General features: G+C 61.5%; 17 protein-coding genes. 9 read left to right on the top strand and 8 right to left on the bottom strand.

Annotated elements, in window-relative coordinates; all coding sequences use genetic code 11:
* Positions 1-118: 118 nt before the first annotated feature.
* The 3 genes from AC07M9_RS04120 (at position 119) to AC07M9_RS04110 (ending at position 4973) form a co-directional block, all read left to right on the top strand.
* Positions 119-1960, top strand: a complete 1842-nt coding sequence (locus tag AC07M9_RS04120; protein ID WP_494881534.1) for a recombinase family protein — start codon at positions 119-121, stop codon at positions 1958-1960.
* Positions 1961-2105: 145 nt separating this feature from the next.
* On the top strand, positions 2106-2297 hold the full coding sequence (locus tag AC07M9_RS04115; RefSeq protein WP_494881532.1) for a hypothetical protein: 192 nt from the start codon (positions 2106-2108) through the stop codon (positions 2295-2297).
* Between the two features lie 606 nt (positions 2298-2903).
* Positions 2904-4973: a TonB-dependent siderophore receptor gene (locus tag AC07M9_RS04110; protein WP_494881530.1), complete on the top strand. Its 2070-nt coding sequence runs from the start codon at positions 2904-2906 to the stop codon at positions 4971-4973.
* Between the two features lie 986 nt (positions 4974-5959).
* Here AC07M9_RS04110 and AC07M9_RS04105 read toward each other — a convergent pair.
* Genes AC07M9_RS04105 through AC07M9_RS04095 form a run of 3 tightly spaced genes read right to left on the bottom strand, consistent with a single transcriptional unit; the run spans position 5960 to position 11598 of the window.
* On the bottom strand, positions 5960-7393 hold the full coding sequence (locus AC07M9_RS04105) for an efflux transporter outer membrane subunit (RefSeq protein WP_494881528.1): 1434 nt from the start codon (positions 7391-7393) through the stop codon (positions 5960-5962).
* A complete protein-coding gene (locus tag AC07M9_RS04100) occupies positions 7386-10577 on the bottom strand; it encodes a multidrug efflux RND transporter permease subunit (protein ID WP_494881526.1) in 3192 nt (1063 codons plus the stop codon). The genes AC07M9_RS04105 and AC07M9_RS04100 overlap by 8 nt, the downstream gene beginning before the upstream one ends.
* A 4-nt stretch (positions 10578-10581) precedes the next feature.
* Positions 10582-11598, bottom strand: coding sequence for an efflux RND transporter periplasmic adaptor subunit (locus AC07M9_RS04095; protein ID WP_494881524.1), 1017 nt, complete (start codon positions 11596-11598; stop codon positions 10582-10584).
* On the opposite strand from AC07M9_RS04095, the gene AC07M9_RS04090 reads away from it, so the two are divergent.
* On the top strand, positions 11588-11764 hold the full coding sequence (locus AC07M9_RS04090) for a hypothetical protein (protein ID WP_494881522.1): 177 nt from the start codon (positions 11588-11590) through the stop codon (positions 11762-11764). The genes AC07M9_RS04095 and AC07M9_RS04090 overlap by 11 nt on opposite strands.
* Positions 11765-11879: 115 nt before the next feature.
* Here AC07M9_RS04090 and AC07M9_RS04085 read toward each other — a convergent pair whose 3' ends face one another.
* The 3 genes from AC07M9_RS04085 to AC07M9_RS04075 all read right to left on the bottom strand — a co-directional run bounded on the left by AC07M9_RS04085 (position 11880) and on the right by AC07M9_RS04075 (position 13675).
* Positions 11880-12272 (bottom strand): hypothetical protein, encoded by a 393-nt coding sequence (locus AC07M9_RS04085; protein ID WP_494881520.1) that lies wholly within the window; start codon positions 12270-12272, stop codon positions 11880-11882.
* Between the two features lie 120 nt (positions 12273-12392).
* The gene (locus AC07M9_RS04080) at positions 12393-13169 is read right to left on the bottom strand and encodes a transporter (RefSeq protein ID WP_494881518.1); all 777 of its coding nucleotides are present in this window, start codon (positions 13167-13169) and stop codon (positions 12393-12395) included.
* A gap of 74 nt (positions 13170-13243) precedes the next feature.
* A complete protein-coding gene (locus AC07M9_RS04075; RefSeq protein ID WP_494881517.1) occupies positions 13244-13675 on the bottom strand; it encodes a hypothetical protein in 432 nt (143 codons plus the stop codon).
* 325 nt (positions 13676-14000) lie between these two features.
* On the opposite strand from AC07M9_RS04075, the gene AC07M9_RS04070 reads away from it, so the two are divergent.
* Positions 14001-14672: an outer membrane protein gene (locus AC07M9_RS04070; RefSeq protein ID WP_494881516.1), complete on the top strand. Its 672-nt coding sequence runs from the start codon at positions 14001-14003 to the stop codon at positions 14670-14672.
* 144 nt (positions 14673-14816) lie between these two features.
* On the top strand, positions 14817-15293 hold the full coding sequence (locus AC07M9_RS04065; RefSeq protein ID WP_494881514.1) for a DUF2141 domain-containing protein: 477 nt from the start codon (positions 14817-14819) through the stop codon (positions 15291-15293).
* 68 nt (positions 15294-15361) lie between these two features.
* Here AC07M9_RS04065 and AC07M9_RS04060 read toward each other — a convergent pair whose 3' ends face one another.
* Complete coding sequence (locus AC07M9_RS04060; RefSeq protein ID WP_494881513.1) at positions 15362-15826, bottom strand: RcnB family protein; 465 nt, start codon at positions 15824-15826, stop codon at positions 15362-15364.
* Positions 15827-16064: 238 nt separating this feature from the next.
* Here AC07M9_RS04060 and AC07M9_RS04055 point away from each other — a divergent pair, with 238 nt between their 5' ends.
* The 3 genes from AC07M9_RS04055 (at position 16065) to AC07M9_RS04045 (ending at position 19876) form a co-directional block, all read left to right on the top strand.
* Positions 16065-16592, top strand: coding sequence for an RNA polymerase sigma factor (locus tag AC07M9_RS04055; RefSeq protein ID WP_494881512.1), 528 nt, complete (start codon positions 16065-16067; stop codon positions 16590-16592).
* An 85-nt stretch (positions 16593-16677) separates the two neighbouring features.
* Positions 16678-17616: a FecR family protein gene (locus tag AC07M9_RS04050; RefSeq protein WP_494881510.1), complete on the top strand. Its 939-nt coding sequence runs from the start codon at positions 16678-16680 to the stop codon at positions 17614-17616.
* Positions 17594-19876 (top strand): TonB-dependent receptor, encoded by a 2283-nt coding sequence (locus tag AC07M9_RS04045; protein ID WP_494881509.1) that lies wholly within the window; start codon positions 17594-17596, stop codon positions 19874-19876. Before AC07M9_RS04050 ends, AC07M9_RS04045 begins: the two co-directional genes overlap by 23 nt.
* Positions 19877-19902: 26 nt before the next feature.
* Here the strand turns inward: AC07M9_RS04045 and AC07M9_RS04040 are convergent, their stop codons facing one another.
* Entirely contained in the window at positions 19903-20946 is a 1044-nt protein-coding gene (locus AC07M9_RS04040) for a sensor histidine kinase (protein WP_494881508.1), read from the bottom strand.
* Positions 20947-21059: the final 113 nt, after the last annotated feature.

Raw genomic sequence — 21059 nt, 5'->3', positions numbered from 1 at the left:
CATTCGCGACTCTCCTCCTTTCGGCGCCATGACGTTAGTTGAGGGTGAAATCACCGATTCCGATTTTAGGAAAATTCGCCAGTATAGCTTGGAGGCCGTTTGCAATTGGAGACAGCCAATGCCAGATAACCTGCCGACTGCGCTTAAGCGCTGTGCGATCTACACACGCAAAAGTACCAACAGCCGCCTCCAGCACGAGGTCAATTCGCTCACCACTCAGCACGAGATTTGCGCAGCCTTCATCGCAAGTCAGCAATATCGCGGCTGGACCGCGCTCGCTCGGCGTTACGATGACGGCGGTCACTCGGGCAGTGGATTGGAGCGGCCAGCGCTCGCTGCCCTCATGAACGATATTGAGGCCGGCCAGATCGACACGGTTGTGGTTTACAAAATTGACCGGCTCACGCGCAGCCTGCTGGATTTCGTCCGACTGGTTGAAATTTTCGACCGGCGGTCGGTCGGCCTCGTTTCAGTATCCCAAGCGTTCGACACCACCGACAGCATGGGACGTATGATCTTGAACGTGCTGCTGACCTTTTCGCAATTCGAGCGCGAGCTGATTGCTGAGCGCGTGCGTGACAGCATACGTACCCGAAAGCGACATGGCCAAATCCATGGCGGCTTTGCTCCGTTCGGTTACGACTTCCGCGAGGGCGCGCTCGTGGTTGTCGAGGCAGAAGCAGAGATTGTACGCTTCATCTACACAGCATTCCTTCGCTGCGGGACCTATACCGCCGTGATGACAGCGGTGCGCGAAGCCGGATTTTGCAGTTCGCAAAAGTCGGCGCGCAACGGAACTGTTCGGGGAGGTAAGCCATTGAGTCCGGGCTCGGTCTACAACATCTTGCGCAACCCGATCTACAACGGAGAAATCCGCGGCCACGAGCAAAATTGGCCGGGTCGGCACGAGGCAATCATCGACCGTGAGACCTGGCGCGCTGCCTGCGATCTTGCCGCCGCGCGCACGCGTAAAGGCCCCGCCAGCGTCGGCACAAATCACTTCCTCGCCGGCATTTTGTGGGACGATCTGGGCCGCCACATGCTACTCGATGTCAACTCGGCTGACGGCCGTCCTTATAACTTCTATGTATCGAGCAACGCACAGTGGTCACAGGCTGAATATCGCCGCGTCTACCGGTCGCGCGCGGACCGACTGGACGCCGTCGCACTAGCGGCTTTCGGTGCATTCCTCGCCGACCGGAGCAAATTGCGCGGAGCCCTCCGCACTCACGGGCTGTTCGGTAGCGAACTCGATAGGATCGCATCAAGTGGGAATTGTGCTGCCAATCGGCTCGGGAAGACACCTCCGGATCAGAGAGCGCCCCTCTTCGCTGCTTTGTTCATGCGGATCGATGTCTCACCAGAAGCACTGACAATGCATCTTCGTCCGATCGAACTCCGGCGATTTCTCGAATGGGATGGTCAAGGCACATTCGTTGCTCGACCGGCGGACTGGCCGACGAGCAATGCGCGCTTTGCTATCGAAGTGCCCGTCAGCGTCATCGCCCCCGAACGTTGGCCTTCTTTCTCCGCACAGCCGGCTGATCTGACTGTTATACGAAAGCCTGACAAGCAACTTAACCTGCTGCTTCGTAGCGCCCGCTCGGCGCAGGGCTTATTCGAGGCCCATCGCGAACTTGACCTCAGAGGTTTGGCGCTGCGGTTTGGCCGCACTCCAGGCTATTTTTCTCGCCTCATCCGGTTGAATTACCTCGCTCCCGATATTGTTGCCGCAATAGTTGATGGGACTCAACCAACCGGACTGAACCGCAGGACTCTGGCATCGGCGCATATCCCCCTCGACTGGGCCGTCCAACGCCGCATGTTCGGGTTCCCGGAGCCTCGCCGGTCTGCAATTCCGAGGAACCTCTTCGGTCGTGGTATGTGGCCTTCCGCGAGCATCCCATCATCTCAGGGCGGACCAGACACGGACTCAGACTTCACAGGCAAACCAATGTGATTATGCGGCTTGCCTCGCATCGCCGCTTAAGGCGCTAACTGGAATTGGGCAAAACGGCACAATAGCGGAACTTACAATAAGTTCATTTCCTCGAATAAAGCTCGGCCATCATTGTACCTCGGCGGCCGTTTGACTGGAGATTAGAATGCCGGATGCCATCAGAATCCGTGAACTGGAGCAAAAAGACGTGGAATGGGCTCTTTGCGAGGCAGAACTGCCGGGCTGGCCTCAAGATGAGGGCGAACTCCTGACTATCTTCAACATTATGATAAATAAAATAATACTCTTACAGTCGATGGAGCCTGACGCTAGCCACGCGGACATTTCTACCTTTTAGGGTCGCAATCGACTTACCGTTACCGACCGCCCATTCGTTCATGAGATGGTAGACGACAAGGCCCCGCTTTTGGGACATTCTCGCCGTTCCCAGCTGGCGCCGTAACAGCGGGTTACGGCGGAAGCTGCCGTATGAGATCCGACTGCTGAAATCGATGGCAACGGCATAGGGGCATTGGAGTTGCACCTTGGGGAAACAGCGCTTCCGGCCTGACCTATCCTTTCTATCTCGCGGAATTCGAATTCTGAGGTCTGGACAAGGTCTGTAGGTTACGGATGAGATAGCGTGGCAGGTCCATGCTTGCGGTCGGCAATCAACGACCCGAGTGGCTGGCCTCCCTCCAGCATCGACCCCTCGTTTGCCGAGTGCTCTGAGCGTGGTTCGTGCACCAATCTTGAAAGAATACAGGAAAGCACTTGCTAATGCGATACACTCTCATTAGCGGACGCGCTGAAGAGGAAATTGGGGCTCGCAACGCCAACCGGCACGCGCCTTTTTCGGAGAGCACACCGCTTTTCGCGAATAGGGGTCGACTAAATAGTGCCACGTTGCTTTTCGCCGTCTCGCGCGCATTCGCTTGCGTCGTGCGTAGCCGCAATCCCGCTGATGCTTGGCATTGCCGCCCCCGCCTCTGCAGATGAGGCACCTGGCGCCGATGATGCCGGAGATACCATCGTCGTAACCGCGCGAGCGCAGAAACTCTATCGCGTGACCACTACAGAGATCGGAAAGATCGCTGCCGACCCCATGGACGTGCCGCAGTCGGTGCAGGTCATCAACAGTGAGATGATCGAGGACCAGGGCGCGCGCGATATCCGCGATCTGTATCGCAACGTGCCCGGCGTCAGCGCCGACAATTACGCCACTGTCACCTATCGCGGCTTCAGCCAGGACGTGACTTATTACGACGGGCTTCGCGGCGATCCGTTCCAGACGTTTTCAGTGCCCCAGCTTTTCACCATCGAGCGGGTGGAGTTCCTCAAGGGACCGGCCGGAATGCTCTACGGTTCGGGCTCTCCAGGCGGCACGATCAACTACGTTACCAAGAAGCCCGGCGACGTGTTCGGCGGAAACGTGCGCGTGATCGGGGGCGGGCGCAACCGCTACGGCGGATCGGCCGACGTGACGGGGCCGCTTGATGCAGCGGGCGACATCACTGCCCGCGCAGGCCTGTTCTACGAGGACATGGACAGCTATCGCGACAAGGCCAGCAGCCGTACATTTGTGGGCGATGCCGGCTTGGCCGTGAAGCTGGCACCGGATACCAAGCTGACGGTGCAGCTAACCGATTACGATCAGAACCTGCCGGGTAATCGTCTGCGCGGCATTCCGATCGATGCCGATGGCAATTTCTACGCCAAGCGCAGCTGGAACCACAACGACCCGGATGACTACATCCGCTACAACGGCCTCGTTACCCAGGCCCGGCTTGACAGCAAGCTGACCGACGCACTTTCTTTCAATGCCGCTGCGCGTTGGTTCAAGTATGACGAGAACCAGAAGTACCACGAGCCGGTCGCTCTGCGCGATACGGATGCTGACGGCGTCTACGACACCATCACCCGCGAGTACCGCGACCAGAAGCGCAAGGTGGAGGGGCTTTCGTTCGGCGCCAACCTCGTCGCTAAGGTTTCGACCGGGTCGATTGACCACACCATCCTGCTGGGAGGTGACTGGTATCGAGAGGATTCGAGCGGTACCAATTACGCTACCCGCAGCGTTCCCACTCGCTCGCTGATCGACCCTGACTACACGACGGACAGCCGCCCCGATCTGTCGAACGTCGCCCCGTCCTACTCGGACGCGCGGGCACTGCGCCGGGGTGTTTACCTGCAGGAGCAGATGGGACTTGGCGAGCACGTGATCCTGGTCGCAGGCCTGCGCCGCGACTGGTTCGACGACGCCGACTATATCGAAGGCGCAGAAGCCAGCGCCGCGGCGACGACCTGGCGCGCTGGCGCGATCTACAAGCCGCGCAAGGACGTCTCGCTTTACGCCAGTTGGTCCGAGGCGTTCGAACCCCAGAGCGTGACCGACCAATCGCCTCTTGCAGGCGGTCCCTTTGCACCCGAGACCGGCAGCCAGTGGGAAGTGGGCGCCAAGACCGACCTGATCGACGGACGCATCCAGGCTACCTTGGCAGCCTATCGCATCGTGCGGCGCAATGTTCTGCAGATTGACGACAGCCAGGATGCCGTGAATGGAATAGACCAGCTTGCCCCCATCGGCGAAGTCACCAGCAAGGGTATTGAGGCGACGCTGACCGCCGACATCACCAAGGACTGGCTCGTCTCGGCCAACTACGCCTACAACGATACCCGCGTGACCGGCTCGGTCGAAGGACAGGCGGTGGATCGCTCCGTCGGCGGCCGCTTCCCCAATGCGCCGCAGAACAAGGCGGGGTTCTGGACCCGCTACCAGGTTGCCGCAATCGACACCGCGTTCTCGGTCGGTGGCCAGTACGTGTCCTCGCAGATCGATCGCAGCGGCGACCGGCTGAAGCCCTTCACCGTTTTCGATGCCACGATTTCGCACGATTTCGGGATTTTTGGCGCCAAGTTCCGTATCGAGAACATCTTCGACAAGTTTTATGCGGTTTCTGGTTTCACCGGCCCGAAAGGCGCTTACATCGGCAACGCACGGAGCTGGTTCGTCGAGCTACGCCGAAAGTTTTGAGGCTGATCAAAAAGCGAGCTTATTGCGCATCTCCCCAGTGCCGCGCAGCATGAACGGTCCGCCCTGGCGCTCGTTCCCGAGCCAAACTCAGGCGCCCGATTCCGGTCCTTCGTTCATCGCCTTAAAGTGGGACATTGCCGTCATTCCTAACCCTGCATCGAAAGCGCCGCTTAAAGCCTAACACCGGACGTTCTAAGAGATAACAAACAGCGGCACGGGCCCGGCAAGGCTGGGTCGATAGGCGAATGTCTGATTCGTAGCAGAATTGCGGCGGAAGCCGCTCGCCGCGCTGGCCGCTATCGAACGAAAGGTCGGCGCTACCGTGGGGGGCGCTGGGTCCCGCGCTAAAGAAGAAGTCCTGGTGACGGTTCAGAGTACGTTCGTCGTCGCACGCGGCATCGGTGAGCTTGCGGTGTTCGAACTCACTCACGCCCATCGGCTTGGAATCGTCATTCCCGAAAGCGCGCGCTAAGCCCTTGACGACCTTCGACTGGAGGGGCGAGTGCATTCATTATATGGGCGAGGGTAACGGGCCGCCAGTGGTGCTGCGTAATGCCGAAAATCGGCTGCCCCAGCGGCGGCTTGCTTGGCACAGTTCTGATTGCGTGAGGCCTCGACACGAAAGACCAGGCAGGACCATCGCGCCGATACCATCCGGTGGATTTTGCAATCAGGTTCAGCGGACGCGGTGGCGTCGACCCCGGTCAACGCTCCAATATTTACGACCGCGATTGTCGCGGTAAACATCCCGGCGTCGGCCGTCTTGGGTGATGGCTCCGACCACTGCACCACCAGCGGCGCCAATTGCAGCGCCTTCCAGCGCGGCGTTCGCCACGATCGATGGCGCAACCTGAGAGCAGCACAGCCGAAAACAGGGCTCCGTGGACAGAAGCTTTTTCATGAAACCTACCCTTTTTGAAATGATGCGCCTCCGACTGGAAAGCGCGGGGTGACTGGTTTGGAAAACGAGCCGGGGTCTGCGTCGATCATGGCGAGGCAGATGCCATCTTTTCCAGCCCACCGCCCAAAGCGACGTAAAGGCTGACAGAATTCTGCAGTTCGAGCGCCCGCAACTGGATGAGCTGCTGTCCGGCCGAGAAGAGGTTGCGCTCGGCGTCGAGGACCTCGAGGTAGATGGCTATGCCATTATCATATCGATGGCGCGCCGTGCGGGCGAGCCGTTGCTGGGTTTCGAAGGTCTGCGTTTGCGCGACGATCTGCTCAGCATAGCGGCGGCGTCTGACAAGGCCGTCGCTGACCTCCTGGAAGGCGCCTTGGGCCGCGCGTTGGTAGGCGGCGGACAGTTCGTCGGCTTGCGCCTTGCTCAGCTTGAGTTGTGCCTGGCGTCGGCCCCAGTCGAAGATCGGCAGGTTGAGCGAACCACCGAAACTCCACGACTGGGTGCGGTCCTTGAACAGCGTGTCGAGCGCGTTGGAGGCAAAGCCATAGCTTCCGGTCAGCGAAATACTGGGGAAGAAGGCCGCCCGCGCTGCACCGATATTGGCGTTCGCAGCGCGCAGCTGATGCTCAGCCTGGAGGATGTCGGGACGGTTCGCGAGTAAGGCGGACGGTAGATCCGGCTCAATGCTGCGAATTTGCTCACCGCCCGAGACCGGCTCAGGGAGTACCCCCGAAATCGGCCCGCCCACCAGCACGTCGAGGAGGTTGCGCGCGACCTCGGTGGTGCGCTGTATATCGGCCAGTTCTGTCTGTGCCTGGGTGAGCAGGAGCACCGATTGATCATAGTCTACCGTCGATGTGACGCCTGCATCGAGCCGCAATTGCGCGATCCGGACACCTTCACGCCGGCCTTCCAGGCTCTGCTCAGCAAGCTTGATCCGCTCTTCACCGCCGCGAATGTCGAAATAGACCGAGGCGACCTGAGCGATCAAGGACAACTGAAACGCGCGCGCGCCCTCGATCGAGGCGAAATAGCGCTGGCGTTCCGCTTGGGCGAGGTTTCGCACGCTGCCCCAAAGATCAATTTCGAACGCGCTGACGCCGACATCTGCGGAATATTGTTCAAACTCAAACGCTGTGGCTGCGCCAGTACCGCTGCCCAAGGCACCGCCAGGACCGAGCGCGGCGGCAGGCTGGCGTGACTTGGTGCCACTGCCGTTGACTTCGACCGTCGGGAGACGCTGTGTCTCCTGAACGCGGAACTGCGCGCGGGCCTGCTCGATCCGCGCATAGGATTGCGCCAGATCACGGTTGCGCTTGAGCGCGGTGCCGATCAGCGCCCGAAGCCGCGGATCGAGGAAGAAACCCCGCCAGCCGAGCTTGGCAGCGCTCTGTCCCGCTTCGGCAGCTGTCGGCGCGGTAGGATAGGTTGCCGCAATCGGCGCTAGGGGGGGGCGGTATCGCGGCGCCAGATTGCAGCCGGCCAGTGCCGCGCTGACGAGGAGAATGGCCTTACGCATGGGCGTCTCCCGTCTGGCCACGCTCGGCCTGCCACTTGGCATCCTCGCCTTCCGGGTCGCGCCTTTTCGCAAGATATCGCCGAGCCAGGAGGTAGAAGATGGGGGTAAAGAAAATGCCGAACACCGTCGCGATGATCATGCCACCCATGACGCCGGTACCGACTGCCTGACGGCTGGCCGCACCGGCGCCTGAAGCGATCACCAGCGGCACCATGCCAAGGATGAAGGCGAGGCTGGTCATGAGGATCGGACGCAGGCGCTGTCGCGAGGCTTCGACGGTCGCAGCGTCGGGTGACTTGCCGCGATCCTCGTCCTCGATCGCGAACTCGACGATCAGGATCGCATTTTTCGCGGCCAGGCCGATGATCGTTATGAGGCCGATGTTGAAATAGACGTCGGCCGACAAGCCGCGCAGCATCGTGAAGAGCACCGCGCCCAATATGCCGAAGGGTACCACCAGCAGCACGGACACTGGAATGCCCCAGCTGTTGTAAAGAGCTGCAAGCAGCAGAAACACGACGATGACGGACAGGCCGAGCAGCATCCCGATTTGCCCGCCCGCCTGCTTCTCTTCATAGGCGGTGCCGGTCCATTCATAGGCCAAGCTACCGCCCAGATGCTCGCCTGCGATCCGCTCCATCTCTTCGAGCGCAGCGCCCGAAGACTGACCCGGAGCTGCCGATCCCGATATGGTGAGCGACGGATAGCCGTTGAAGCGTTCGAGCTGGATCGGCCCTGCGCGCCATTTCCCGCGGGCGAAGGCACTGAAGGGCACCATCTGACCATCGGCGCCGCGCACACGCAGCGCCATGATGTTCTCGGGTGTCATCCGGGCCGAGGCATTGGCCTGGACATAGACGCGCAGCGTATTGCCTTCCTTGGTGAAGTCATTGGCGTAGGACGAGCCAAAGCTGATCGCGAGCGCTTGGTTGACCGCATCGATCGACAAGCCCATCGCCCGTGCCTTCACCCGGTCAATCGAGAGGAAGAGTTCAGGCGCATCGCCTTGACCGTCCGGACGGACCTGCGAAAAGATCGGATCCTTGGCCGCCGCTGCGACGATCGCGTCGCGAGCGGCGATCAGCCCTGCTCGATCCGTGCCCGAGCGATCTTCGATCTTCATCGAGAAGCCGGTGGCGTTGCCAAGCGCCTGTATCGGCGGCGGGTTTATCGCGAAGACCGTCGCACTGCTGATGTCGAAGGCGATCTTCTGGACACCCGCAATCAGCGTCTCGACCGAATCGGCGTCCGCTATTCGCTCTTCCCAAGGCTTGAGGTCGACATACGAGAGCGCCGCGCCCTGGCTTTGGCCATAGGCGTTGTACCCGAGCAAGGTGATGATGTTGCGCACCTGCGGCTGCTTGCGCAGATAGCCTTCGACCTCAGTCACTGCCGTTTCAGTGCGCTGCATGGTCGCACCGACCGGGGCGTCATAATTGACCATGAAATAGCCCTGATCCTCGGTGGGCAGGAAACCACCGGGCAGGCGCGTGAACATCAGAAAAGTCACGACGCACATCACTGCGAAGACGGCGAGCCAGCGGAACGGCGCCTTCATCATGCCTATGATACCGCCTGCGTAACGATCGGTGGCACGAGAGAACTTGTCGTTGAACCAGTCAAAGAAGCGCTGCGGCCAGCCGCGGATGCCGAGCTTGGGCTCGACCGGATCGTAGTTCTCAGGATGCGCCTTGAGCAGGGTGGCACACAGCGCTGGGGTCAGCGTCAGTGCGAGCACAGCCGAGAAGAAGATCGAGATCGCCAGCGTAACCGAAAATTGCCGATAGATGCCGCCGGTCGATCCGGGAAAAAAGGCCATCGGCACGAACACTGCGATCAGCACCAGCGTAATGCCGATGATCGCGCCGCGAATCTGTCCCATCGCCTTGATCGTGGCGAGCCGGGGAGGCAAACCTTCCTCGGTCATGATGCGCTCGACATTTTCAACGACGACGATCGCGTCGTCCACGAGAATGCCGATCGCAACCACCATAGCGAACAACGACAACGTGTTGATCGAGAAGTCGAAAAGATAGAGGCCGAGACACGCGCCCAGAAGCGCGATCGGAACCACCACGGCCGGGATCAAAGTCGCGCGCCAGTTCTGCAGGAATAGGAACATGACGATGAACACCAGCACCATGGCCTCCACCAGCGTGGTCATGACGCTATCGATCGACGCAGTGATGAACGGCGTATTGTCCGACGCGACGTTCCATGTGAGGCCCGGCGGGAAATTCTTGTGGAGCTCAGCCATCCGGGCGCGGACCGCGTCAGCGGTTTCGACGGCATTTGCGCCTGCACCAAGCGCGATGCCCATACCCGCGATCTCTTTACCGTTGAGGCGCGCTTTGAAGCTGTAGTTCTCTGCGCCGAGCTCGATCCTGGCGACATCGCTCAGGCGGACGGTAGAGCCGTCCTGGTTGGATTTGATAATGATCTGCCCGAACTGTTCGGGCGTCGAGAAACGACTCTGGGTCACGATCTTGGCGGTGAACTCCGCCTCGCGCGTGATCGGCTGTTCGCCAAGTCCGCCGCCGGCGGTCTGGCTGTTCTGCTCTTGGACCGCAGCGAGCACTTCGACCGGAGACAAGCCATATCCTGAAAGCGCTGCCGGATCGAGCCAGATGCGCATCGCATATTGGGAGCCAAACAGGGTTACGTCGCCGACACCGGGCAAGCGGCGCAGTTCGTTGACGATGTTGTTGCTCGTGTAGTTGCCGACCTCGAGCGGCGACATCGATCCATCGGGCGAGGAGATGCCAAGCAGCAGTAGGAAGCCCGAGCTGTTGTCGGTGATCGTGATGCCGATCTGCCGCACCGCCTGCGGCAGGCGCGATTCCGCCTTGTTGAGGCGATCCTGCACTTCGCTGCGGGCGACGTTGAGGTCGGTTCCGGACTTAAACGTCAGCGTGAGCCCGCCTGAACCGTTCGACCGGCTGGTCGACGCCATATAAAGGAAACCATCGATGCCATTCATTTCACGCTCGATCACCGAGGTGACGTTGCGGTCAAGCGTCTGTGCGTCAGCGCCCGTATAGGTATAGGCAAGGTTGAGCGAGGGCGGTGCCACCGAGGGATATTGCTCAATAGGCAAGTTCATCAGACCCAGCAGGCCGCCGAGCGCGATGAACGCGGCGATGACCCAGCCGAAGACTGGCTTGTAAATGAAGAAGCGATCCACGGGTTCAGCGTCCTTGCTGGGGGATAGGCCTGGCTGCGGATTTTGCCTGAGCTTTCTGGCCTGGCCGCACCTTCTGCCAGCCCTCGACGATGACCCGTTCGCCTTGCTTCAATCCAGAACGGACGATCCAACCTTGGGCGGTAAGCGCGCCGAGTGTCACGGCGCGCGCTGTTACCGTCCCGTCTTTGCTTAGCAGCGACACGCTCGCTTCCTCGCCCTTGATCTGCACTGCGCGGGCCGGGATCACGATGCCGCTGGCGAGTGTTCCGGCCACAATCCGTGCGCGAACGAACTGGCCAGGCGCGAGCATGCGCTCGGGATTGGCGAACTGTGCGCGGATAGTCTGGCTGCCGGTTTCGGGATCGACGACGCTGCTCGTGAAATCGAGATGCCCAACGGGACCATAATCGTCGCCATTTTCGAGAATGAGCTTCACCTCGACTTGCGCGAGCGAAGGAATTTTAAGGGCGCCGCTGCGCACCTGCTTGACGGTATCGAGCAGCGAGGCGTTGGAGGCGCTGAATATGGCATAAACCGGGCTCGCCTGATCAACTTGTGTCATCAGCGTGCCTTCGCCAGCCGAGACCAGCGCGCCTTCGGTCACCTTGGCGTTCCCGACCCTGCCCGCGATTGGTGCGCGCACCGTCGTGTAGCCGAGGAGCAATTGCGAGCGGGCAAGTGCTGCGCGGGATTCAGATACCTGCGCCTCGGCCTGACGCAGATCAGATTGCGCAGCATCATATTCCTGGGCGCTGACAGCGCGTTCGCTCATCAACGGCTTGTAGCGACCGACGATCGAAGAGGCATTGTCCCTGGCTGCGATTGCGCGCTGCAGGGTCGCCTGCGCGACCTGCACCTGCGCGCGATTGTCGCGTTGATCGATCAGGAACAGGGGCGCGCCAGCTGGAACGTCCGAACCTTCTTCATAAAGCCGGCGCTGGACGATGCCATCGGTGCGGGCACGCACCTCGGCAGTGCGTACTGCAGCGATTCGTCCGGGCAATTCGACGATGTTCGGCACGGCAGCGCCCCGAACCGTCATCACCTCGACGGGCATCGGGGGTGCAGCTGCCGCCTCAGGGCTGCTGTTGCAGGCCGAGAGCATGCCGAGCAAACCGCAGGCCGGCACCCACATCGTCAACGTCTTCGTTATGGCTGGTCGCGACACGCTGTACCTTCTTGACTGATCGAGAGTTTGACGACACATGCTCATCGACGACGATCGTCCCATTGACGGCGTGCGAGCCGCAGCCGCACGCGCAGCCGATTGACCGGGCTTTTCAGGTCAGATGCTGGAAGGCATCAAAGCCGCGTTGCGTAAAACGTCCCTTCGCGGCCCTTGGCGCTGACAGTGCCGCGCATATGCGAGCCATCAAGCTTGCCGGCAAAGTTGATATCCACCGACATGATCATGACTTTTGTCGCGTAGGTCCAGCTGACGGTCTGGCCCTGCACCATGCCCTTGGTCAGGACGTGCGACTTGCCCGGCTTGGTTTTACCTTCCTCGGACGATACATCGATGCACGTTCCGGCGAGCCGGCCGCCCTTTTCTCCGAACTGGCAGTCCACCGTGAAAGCCTTGCCGCTGATCTCGCCAGTCACTCGCCATTTACCGGCAGCCTGGGCATTAGCCGACGTTGGGAGAAGGACAGCCGAAGCCAAGAAGGTCGAGGCCGTGATGATCGACAAACGCATGGGTGATATCCTCATTCAAAGCACGTTTTGAAGTATTGTGGTTGCGCATACCCAGACACGATGGAGGTTGTGTGGAGGCAGGATGCCATTCTTCGTCGGAGGGCTACGAGGATCGTCACCTTAAATTTTCAGAGTGAGGCTGGATCCGACGCCGTAGGCCGGTGCTCCTTTGCTCAATCCGCCACTGCCATAGACGGTCAATGTCAGGCGGTGCGACACAGGCGCGCTAAATGCTCCAAAGATTTCATGCGAATCGCTAGCCAACGCGCTGCTTGCCTGACGGTAGTCGTAGGATCCAATCAGCACCGATCTGCCGATCATCAGGCTACTACCCACCGAAGCTGACCACGAGTTGCGCAGATCCAAACCCTTTGGCTGGCCGGTGAGGCGGTAACCCGCGCTAATGAAAGGCGTGAATTTGCCAAGCGTCTTGCTGACTTCGGCGGACAACGCAAAATCCACTTTACCGGTGCCGAGCGCCTTGGCCCGCGAACCGGTCGGCAGCTTCACCCTAGCGCCCATCTCCAACCCTAGACCAAGAGCTTCTTCCGGAATGGAATAGGCGGCCGCAATGCTCATGTCGCCGACACCGCTGCGCGATGAACCCAGCGCATGCGGATCAATGATGACGCCGCCGTCACCATCGGACACCACGGCAGACGAGCCGGCGATATGCAGCCACGGAAGAGCGGCCGTAACGCGCAAATTCCCGGCGCGGTAACGCAACGCCAACGGCACTACGAGAATATCGGTCCTTGTGTCGCCGCCATACGTCCCGCTGGAGAAGTCACCGCCGACGCTCGCGGCAATGCCATCGCCGCTATTTGCCTTAGCCTGAGCTGCGCCGATTAGCCCCAGCATCGCGCTGGCGACCGCCAGCGCTTTGTACTTTGTCATGTTCGTACCCATCAAACGAAGTGGAGCGCGCGGATGCGCACTCCACTTCCTGGATTACAGCCTGCCGATGGTTGTCAGCCGCGAGCTGCTGCTATGGCGGCGCGGGCGTCTTGCGCCGCCTGCTTGGCAGCGGCGCGGGCCTCATCGGAAGCCTGGCGCGCGGCGGATCGGGCGTCCTGCGAAGCCTGCTTTGCGCTGGCGCGCGCTTCCTCCACTGACTGCCGGGCTGCGACACGAGCTTCCTGCGCCGACTGGGCGAACTCGGCGCTCTTCGTACGCGCCTCTGCAGCCGCCTGCTGGGCGGCGGCGCGGATTTCTGCCGACGATTCGGTTGCCAAAGCTCGCGCGTCGGCGGCTGTCTTCACGGCCGCCGCGCGTGCTTCCTGGGTCGCGACGATGGCGGCTTGGCGGGCCTCCTGCGCGGTCTGCGCCGAAGCGTTACCAGCGAAGACCGAGATGGCGACGAGGGCGGCGACGGGAAGAATGGAAAAGACTGACTTCTTCATGATGGTTCTCCGGTGTGTTGGGCATCGCCGCGTTGCCGCGTTGCAGACAGTTCGCGATGCGCCGCCTCTTCAGCACCGCGTCGTGGAGAGCCGGTGGAGGTCTTGTTGCGAGTTTCCAGCCTAGGGGCGAACCGTGGTTTTGCGGCGCTCAGGCATTGCTTTTGATTTACAAGGAGCTGGAAACTCGCGATTTCTCATCGAAGCCCGAAATATGCCGATATCCATCGACTCTCCATCGATCCTACGACCCGGCTACACGGCTCGCGCCCATTTGCTGACAAACGACGTTCGCGGTTGGACGTCGTGCAAACAGGAAGACAAGCAAATGCGTGATTGGACGATGTTGAGCGTGGCGGGCGCCCTGATGTTGCCGGCAATGGCAACGGCGGCGCATGCCGAGGACGACAAAGGCATTTACGCCGTCGCGCGTGTCGGCATGGCGGTGAAGCCTGACCAGCGGTTCGACGACAACGACCTTCCGGCCTCGGCAACCTTCGACGACAAGACGAAATACAAGTCGGGTTTCACCGGCGAACTGGGCGGCGGTTACGACTTCGGCCCGGTCCGTGTCGAGCAGACCGGCGGTTACATGAGCCTGAAGGCCAAGGGGCTGGGCAACGACGACTATTCCGGGAGCGGCCGCAACAAGGCCATGTTCGCCTCGATCGGCGCCTACGTCGATATCCCCACCGGATCGATAGTCGAACCCTACATCGGCGGCGGCGTCGGCGCTGCTCGCGTCGATGCGAGCCTGGGCCGCACCGATGATCTTTTGGGCGACACCAGCAGCTATTCGGGCAAGGACTGGGGCTTGCTGTGGCACGTCGGCGCCGGGGTTGGCGTCAAGGTCGCGCCCAAGGTCACTGTCGAACTGGGTGGCCGCTACACGCAGATCAGCGGGCTCAAGTTCGACGGCGTCAACAACGGCGTACCGGCCGTGTACGAGCCGACAATGCGCACGTTATCGGGCACGCTCGGCGTCCGCTACAAGTTCTGATCGTCCCGCCCTTTCGGAGCTTTCGAAATAAGCCATCGGGTCGCTCCGAAGGAATGCCACGTCTCCCCAGGGCGGCGTGGCATTACCTTGCCCATCTGTGGAGGACGCGTGATGCGCAAACCCTCGTCTTTCGCTCTTGCCTGCATGGCGATCCTGCTGGTGGCTGGCGTCCAACCCGTCCATGCGGCGGCAAACACAACCTGCAAAGGACCCGCCCTCGAGATCGAGGTAGAAGGCCTCAAGGATCGTGCCGGCATGCTGGTGGCGGAACTCTACCCTGCGAATGAGACCGATTTCCTGCACGACGCCGAAGACCTGGTCAAAAGCGGCAAGACCTTCCGGCGCTTCACCATCCCGATCAGCCCCGTCGGCCCGCTCCGGCTCTGCGTCATCGCTCCGGCAGCTGGGACTTACGCTCTCATCATCATCCACAACCGCGACGGGAAGGACAAGTTCAGCATATCCAAGGACGGGGTCGCCCTGCCCGCAGCGCGATCGATCGGCAGGTCACGCCCGAAGGTGCAGCAGGCCACGATATTCGTGGGCAATTCACCCCGCAAAGTCGCCGTCAGAATGCAGTACCTCAGCGGCCTGCGCGGCTTCATGCTGTCCAACAGGTAGCATCAGCGCAAAATAGGCGCAAAGAAGCCCGCCGAGCAGCCCTTCGGCTCGCCGGCGGGCCTTGCGTTCTATCCGAAGAAATCGTGGATCACGTTCACCACCCGACCGTTCGTGAAATCGACCAATACGACGTCATCATAGTGCCGGACCCAGCCGGCACCGCGCGGCGGAACAGGCAGATGATAGCGGCGGAAGTCGCTGATGTAATACCTGCTGGCATAATAGCCTGGCCGGATGCCCGCGCCGGGGACGAACCACTGGTAGCGGAACGGTGCATGCCAGTCACCGCGCGTGTAGAGATTTCGGTTTCGCACGCGGTGTTCCCGCCAGTCTGCGCGATATTCCCGGTGGGCGTCCCGCAGGCCTTTTTGTGCCTCTCGAACATGCCGGCGTTCGCCATCGCGCTGTGCGCGGTCAAGATTATCCTCCGCCGCCTGGATGCTCTCCCGGTCTCGCCGGAGTTCGTGATTCTGCGCCGCTGCCATCGCCGGGAGGCAAATGGCGACCAATGCTGCAAAAACCTGTAACTTCATTATGCCTGCTCCTCGTATATGCAGAGGCACAGGCGCTGAACCTGTATCTGCCGCTTCGTAGCGGGCTATTGGAGGGGGATGGAGTTTGGACGCGGCTTCGATGGACGAAGGATGAAGAACGCCATCTTCACAGATCCTCCATCATGTCGCGCCATAAGTCCGCGTATGGACCGGGACGCATCGCTTGATACTCCACGCTCGCAGGGACAGCAGACGCAAACGATGATGCCGGACGACGATGGCTGATCTCTCTCCCGATACTCCCTCTGGTCTTGCGGGCGCGTTCATCGCGAACAAGGATCGCCTGCTGCGCTTCTTCATCAGCCGCACGCGGGACCATGCCGAGGCCGAGGAAATCGTTCAGGAAATCTATCTGCGCATCGCGCACAGCTCTGGGCCGGTCGCGGATCCTGTTGGCTACCTCCACCGCGTCGGCCTCAATCTCGTGGTCGACCGGGCGCGCGAGCGGCAGCGACGGGCGCGGCGAGAACAGGACTGGGCGGAGGTGAACACCTCCCGCCTTGGCGAGGACTACGTTGATGAGCGCCCATCCGCCTACACCGAAGTGGCCGCGCGCCAACGGGCCGAGCAGATCGGCGCCGCGATCGCCGCACTGCCCCCGGGGGCGGCGCAGGTCTTCCGCCTGCACCGCATCGACGGGCTCAGTCATGCGCAGATCGCGAGCCAGCTGGGCATTTCACGAAAGGGCGTGGAAAAACACATGGCGACCGCCTTGCGCCATCTCGCGAGGAAAATCGGCGGATGACGCGAAAAACAAGCTGGGGTGATGCAGTCGCCGCGTCGTCTCTCTTCAGATACCGGTGTCCGGACAACAAAAGGCCCAGGCGGTGATGCAGACGCGCGACCCCAGAAACGAGACTGACGCAGCAGACTGGCACGCGCAGGTCCTGAGCGGCGACGTCGACTGGGACGAATTCGCTGCCTGGCTCGATGCCGATCCCAGCCACCAGCCGGCCTACGACCGGCTGGCGATGTTGGACGCCGAAGTTGGTGAGTGGGCGCTGCACTGCGATGTATCCGAGACCGCAGTCGCGCCCGCTTCTGTCAAACCACCGCACCGATGGTGGATTGGTGGAGCTATCGCCGCCTCGCTTGCGGCGCTGGTCGTCAGCGTTCCTCTGCTGAAAGGTCCGGCGGGGGAAAACCCGACCCTCTACGCAACAGCAAGCGCGCAGAAGACGATCGACCTGGGGCAAGGCAGCCAGATACGCCTCGACGCAAGAAGCCAACTTGCGATGGGATCGGGTGGACATGTGCGGATGGACAAGGGCGCCGCCTATTTCGACATTCGCGGCGGCGCAGCGCCGAAGCTGGAGATCGCGTCGGGTGATTTCGTCGTGCGCGACATCGGGACGCGTTTCACCGTCACCCGCAATCAGGGTAAACTCTTCGTGGCGGTGGAACAGGGTCTTGTCGACATATCTTGGCACGGCGGCGCGGCGGCCCACCTCAAGGCAGGGCAAGCCTTCGAGGGCGACGAGCAGACCGGCACCAGCACGGTCGAGGCGATTACCCCGGAGGCGGTAGGGAGTTGGCGGAACGGCCGGCTAGTGTATGACCAGGCCTCGCTTTCGGCGGTGGCATCGGACCTCGCGCGCTATATGGATGTTCCGGTGGAAGTCGATCCAAGCGTGGCCAATCTCAAGCTTTCAGGCGTATTCTCCATTACGAATGGCTCCGATCTTGTCGACCAGATTACCGCGATACTACCGGTCGAGGCGCAGCGCAGCGGCGGGCGTATTCGCCTTGTCGCTCGCGCTGGTCGCTGACCCGGCAGCCGCCAATACGGTACTGGTCGATGTGCCTGCCGGCTCGCTGCAGTCGGCGATCAACGTCCTCTCTCGGCAGTTGCGTATTTCGGTGGCGGTGGAGGGTCGTCTCCCCGATCTGCGTACTCCTGCCGTGCGCGGGCGGATGGAGCCTCAGACCGCGCTTGATCGGCTTCTGTCCGGCTCGGACTGGCGGGCCCGCCGGGTTGCGCCCACACTATGGCAGTTAGCGCTGCAGCGCCGTGTGCCCAAGGTAGTGGCGCCCCGACCGTCCCCACCGCCGCCTCCTCCTCCACTGCCCCCTCCAGTTGACATCGTCGTGACAGCGCTGAAGCGCGACATCCGGCTCTCGGATGCGCCGGTCTCGATCTCAGTCCTGGGCGGTAACCGCTTCGGCGGCGCATCGAGTGCGCGCGGCTCGAGCGATATCGCCGAGGAAGCCGGCAGCGTCTTTTCGACCCATCTGGGCCCAGGGCGCGAACGCCTGTTCCTGCGCGGTGTGGCCGACAGTCCGTTCAATGGTCCGACGCAGTCCACCGTCGGCCTGTTTCTCGACGATTCCCGGATCAACTTCGCACTGCCTGACCCCGACCTGCGCCTGGTCGACATCGACCGGGTGGAAGTGATTCGGGGACCACAAGGAACGCTATACGGAGCAGGCGCACTCGGGGGGATCGTGCGCATCGTCACCAATCGACCGCAATTGGACCGCACCGCCGGCTCGATAGCTCTCGAAGCGTCGGACGTCGCCCATGGCGGCACGGGCGGTGCCGGCGAAGCCTGGGTGAATATCCCCTTGGTGCAGGACGCGCTCGGCCTGCGGGCAGTTGGCTATGCCGAGCAGGAGGGAGGCTGGATCGATCATCCAGCCCTTGGCCGAACCAATACCAACAGTTCGCATATGGAAGGTGGGCGGCTAAATCTCCGCTGGAAGCCTGGCCCTGACTGGACCATCGACTTGTCGATCGTAAAGCAGAACCTTAAGACCCGCGATGCGCAGTATGCGACGCAAGGAATGGCCCGCGTCTCTCGGATACTGGAGCCCAGCGAAAACGACTTCACGCTTGTCCGGATCGAAGCCAGCGGGCCGATCGGCGGGCTGGATTTCCTGTCATCCACGACGATCGAAAACAACCGCGTGGTCAGCCACTACGATGCCGGCAGCACGGGGAGCACGAAGACCGCAGCTGACGCGACTTTCTATGACGAGACGCGGCGCGTTTATCTGATCAGCCAGGAATTTCGCCTGAGCCGAGCGCAAGGGCGCTTTCACTGGTTGGCCGGCGTTTCGGTCATAGATGCCATCAACGTCACTCAGGGCCTGTTCGTAGCGCCGTCGACCGCTCCCGTCGCCAGTCGCATCCAGGCCAATCTCAACTTGCAGGCTTCGGCTTATGCAGAGGGTACACTGGCCTTGAACTCGGTGCTGGACCTCACTGCCGGCCTGAGAGCCTACGTTTCCAACATCTGGGATGATCCGCGTGCGACCACGGGACCGTCTATAGACCAGAACGGCTTTTCCCCCAGTCTGTCCCTGTCCTGGCGCCCCCGTGACGGCGCCTTGGTCTGGCTGCGGTATGGCACGGCAGTGCGCGCGGGAGGCCGCAGCCTGGATGCGGCGGGAGAGCTGACGACGTTTCAGGCAGACAGGTTGCAGGACATTGAACTGGGGAGCCGGATGTCACTGCTCGACGGCCATCTTGATCTTGATCTCTCCGCCTTCGCCTTGCGCTGGAGCAATGTCCAGAGCGACCGCGTCGGCCTCGATGGCCTGGTAGTCACGACCAACATCGGCAATGCCGGCAATCTTGGCGTGGAATTCGGATCCAAGGTGCATTGGGGGGGCTTCGGCCTCGATGTGTCGTTCATCAGGCAGCACGGGCGCTTGCGTTCCGGCCTCATCGAGGATGACAATCTACGCCTGCCCGTGCTCCCGGACAGGTCCGCCAAGGCAAGGCTGAGTTGGGACGGAAATATCGGAAGCTGGAATCTGGGAGCATACCTGTCCGCGAGTTATTCGGGGAGCTCGCGTCTGGGGTATGATCCCACCCGTCCGCTTGACATGCCCTCGCTGTGGATGCTCGGCTCAGGGATGATGGCGGGCCGCGATGGCTGGCGTCTCGTAGCGAGCGTTTCCAACCTCCTGGATAGTGGCCGAAACACATTTGCCTTCGGTAATCCCTTTACTTATCGAAACCAGCCGCAGCGCACGCCGCCCAGACCGCGCACGCTAATGATCCGGATCGAGCGCAGCTTCTGAGCGCCTGGCCCGATCGGCACAGCGGATCAGGAGACAGGGAACATCACGTCGAAGCGGGCACCAGGACCATCGCTGCGGTTTTCAGCCGTGATGCGCCCACCATGAGCTTCCACTAGGCGAGCCGACAGCGCCAGACCCATTCCGGTCCCGGAACATCCTGGACGCCTGATCGTGGCTTCCGACTGCCAGAACGGAGCGAACAAGCTTTCTTTATCTTCAGGGGCAAAGCCCGGCCCGTCGTCGAGCACACTGATTACAACATCGCCTCGCTGGACAGTGATCCTCACCAGGACCTCGCCACCTGCGACCGAATGTTTTGCCGCGTTGGTGACCAGATTAGTCACGATCTGCGTGAGCCGCACTGGATCGGCATAGAGAACGACGGGTGCATAGTCCTCGAAGATCGTGACATCGTGGCGCGCGAGCAGCGGTTTCAGGTCGGCCACCACCCCGCCCACGATCTCGCAGAGATCGACGCTGCGGCGGTTCATCGTGATGCGACCGAGCTCGTATTGGGCCAGGGTATCGAGATCGTTGACGATGGCCAGCACATGCTCGACCTGACGCAGGAGGCGCGAGGTTTCACCGACATCAGGATTGATGACGCCGTCCTCGATACCATGCAATCGACCTTTGAGGATGGTCAGCGGCGTGCGCAGCTCATGGGTCACACCTGCCGTCATCATCATGCGCCGATCGCGAGTATGCGCCGCCTCGAAGGCCTTTTGCGTTGCCACGGCATTTCTTTTAAGCCACAGCCACCGGAACACTACAGGCACGGCATCCAGGGCCAGCCGGTTGTGAATGACGGCTCCCAAAGCGCTCAGCGTTGCCGCCAGCCACCGGTTGCCCTGCTCTTTGCACGCGCCCTCCCCGGTTCCAGACCCGCGCTGCGCCGGATAAACGGTATCTGGTACCGGCATTGCGCTCCAGGCAGGAAGGAAAACGGGCAGACGGGCGCTTCGCTGCAGACGGGCGCCTGTCTGCGAATACCGCAGCGAGACAGCAATCTGAGCACCACTACTGCCGCTTGCAGGGCCGCCGAATGTCAAAAGCGATGAAGGTTTCATGCCTGTTCCGTCACGAAAGAGTGTCTTTCCAAGCGGGAGACGGCCCGGCAGCGTGCTCACCCTACCTTCACTTCATCGATAACTTATTCCGCTCGTCGCGCTTCCGATTTGAC

This window comes from Novosphingobium sp. GW821-FHT09E05, from assembly GCF_059416165.1.
Note: the sequence above shows the minus strand (reverse complement) of the source record. Positions and strands in the feature narration are given on the sequence as shown.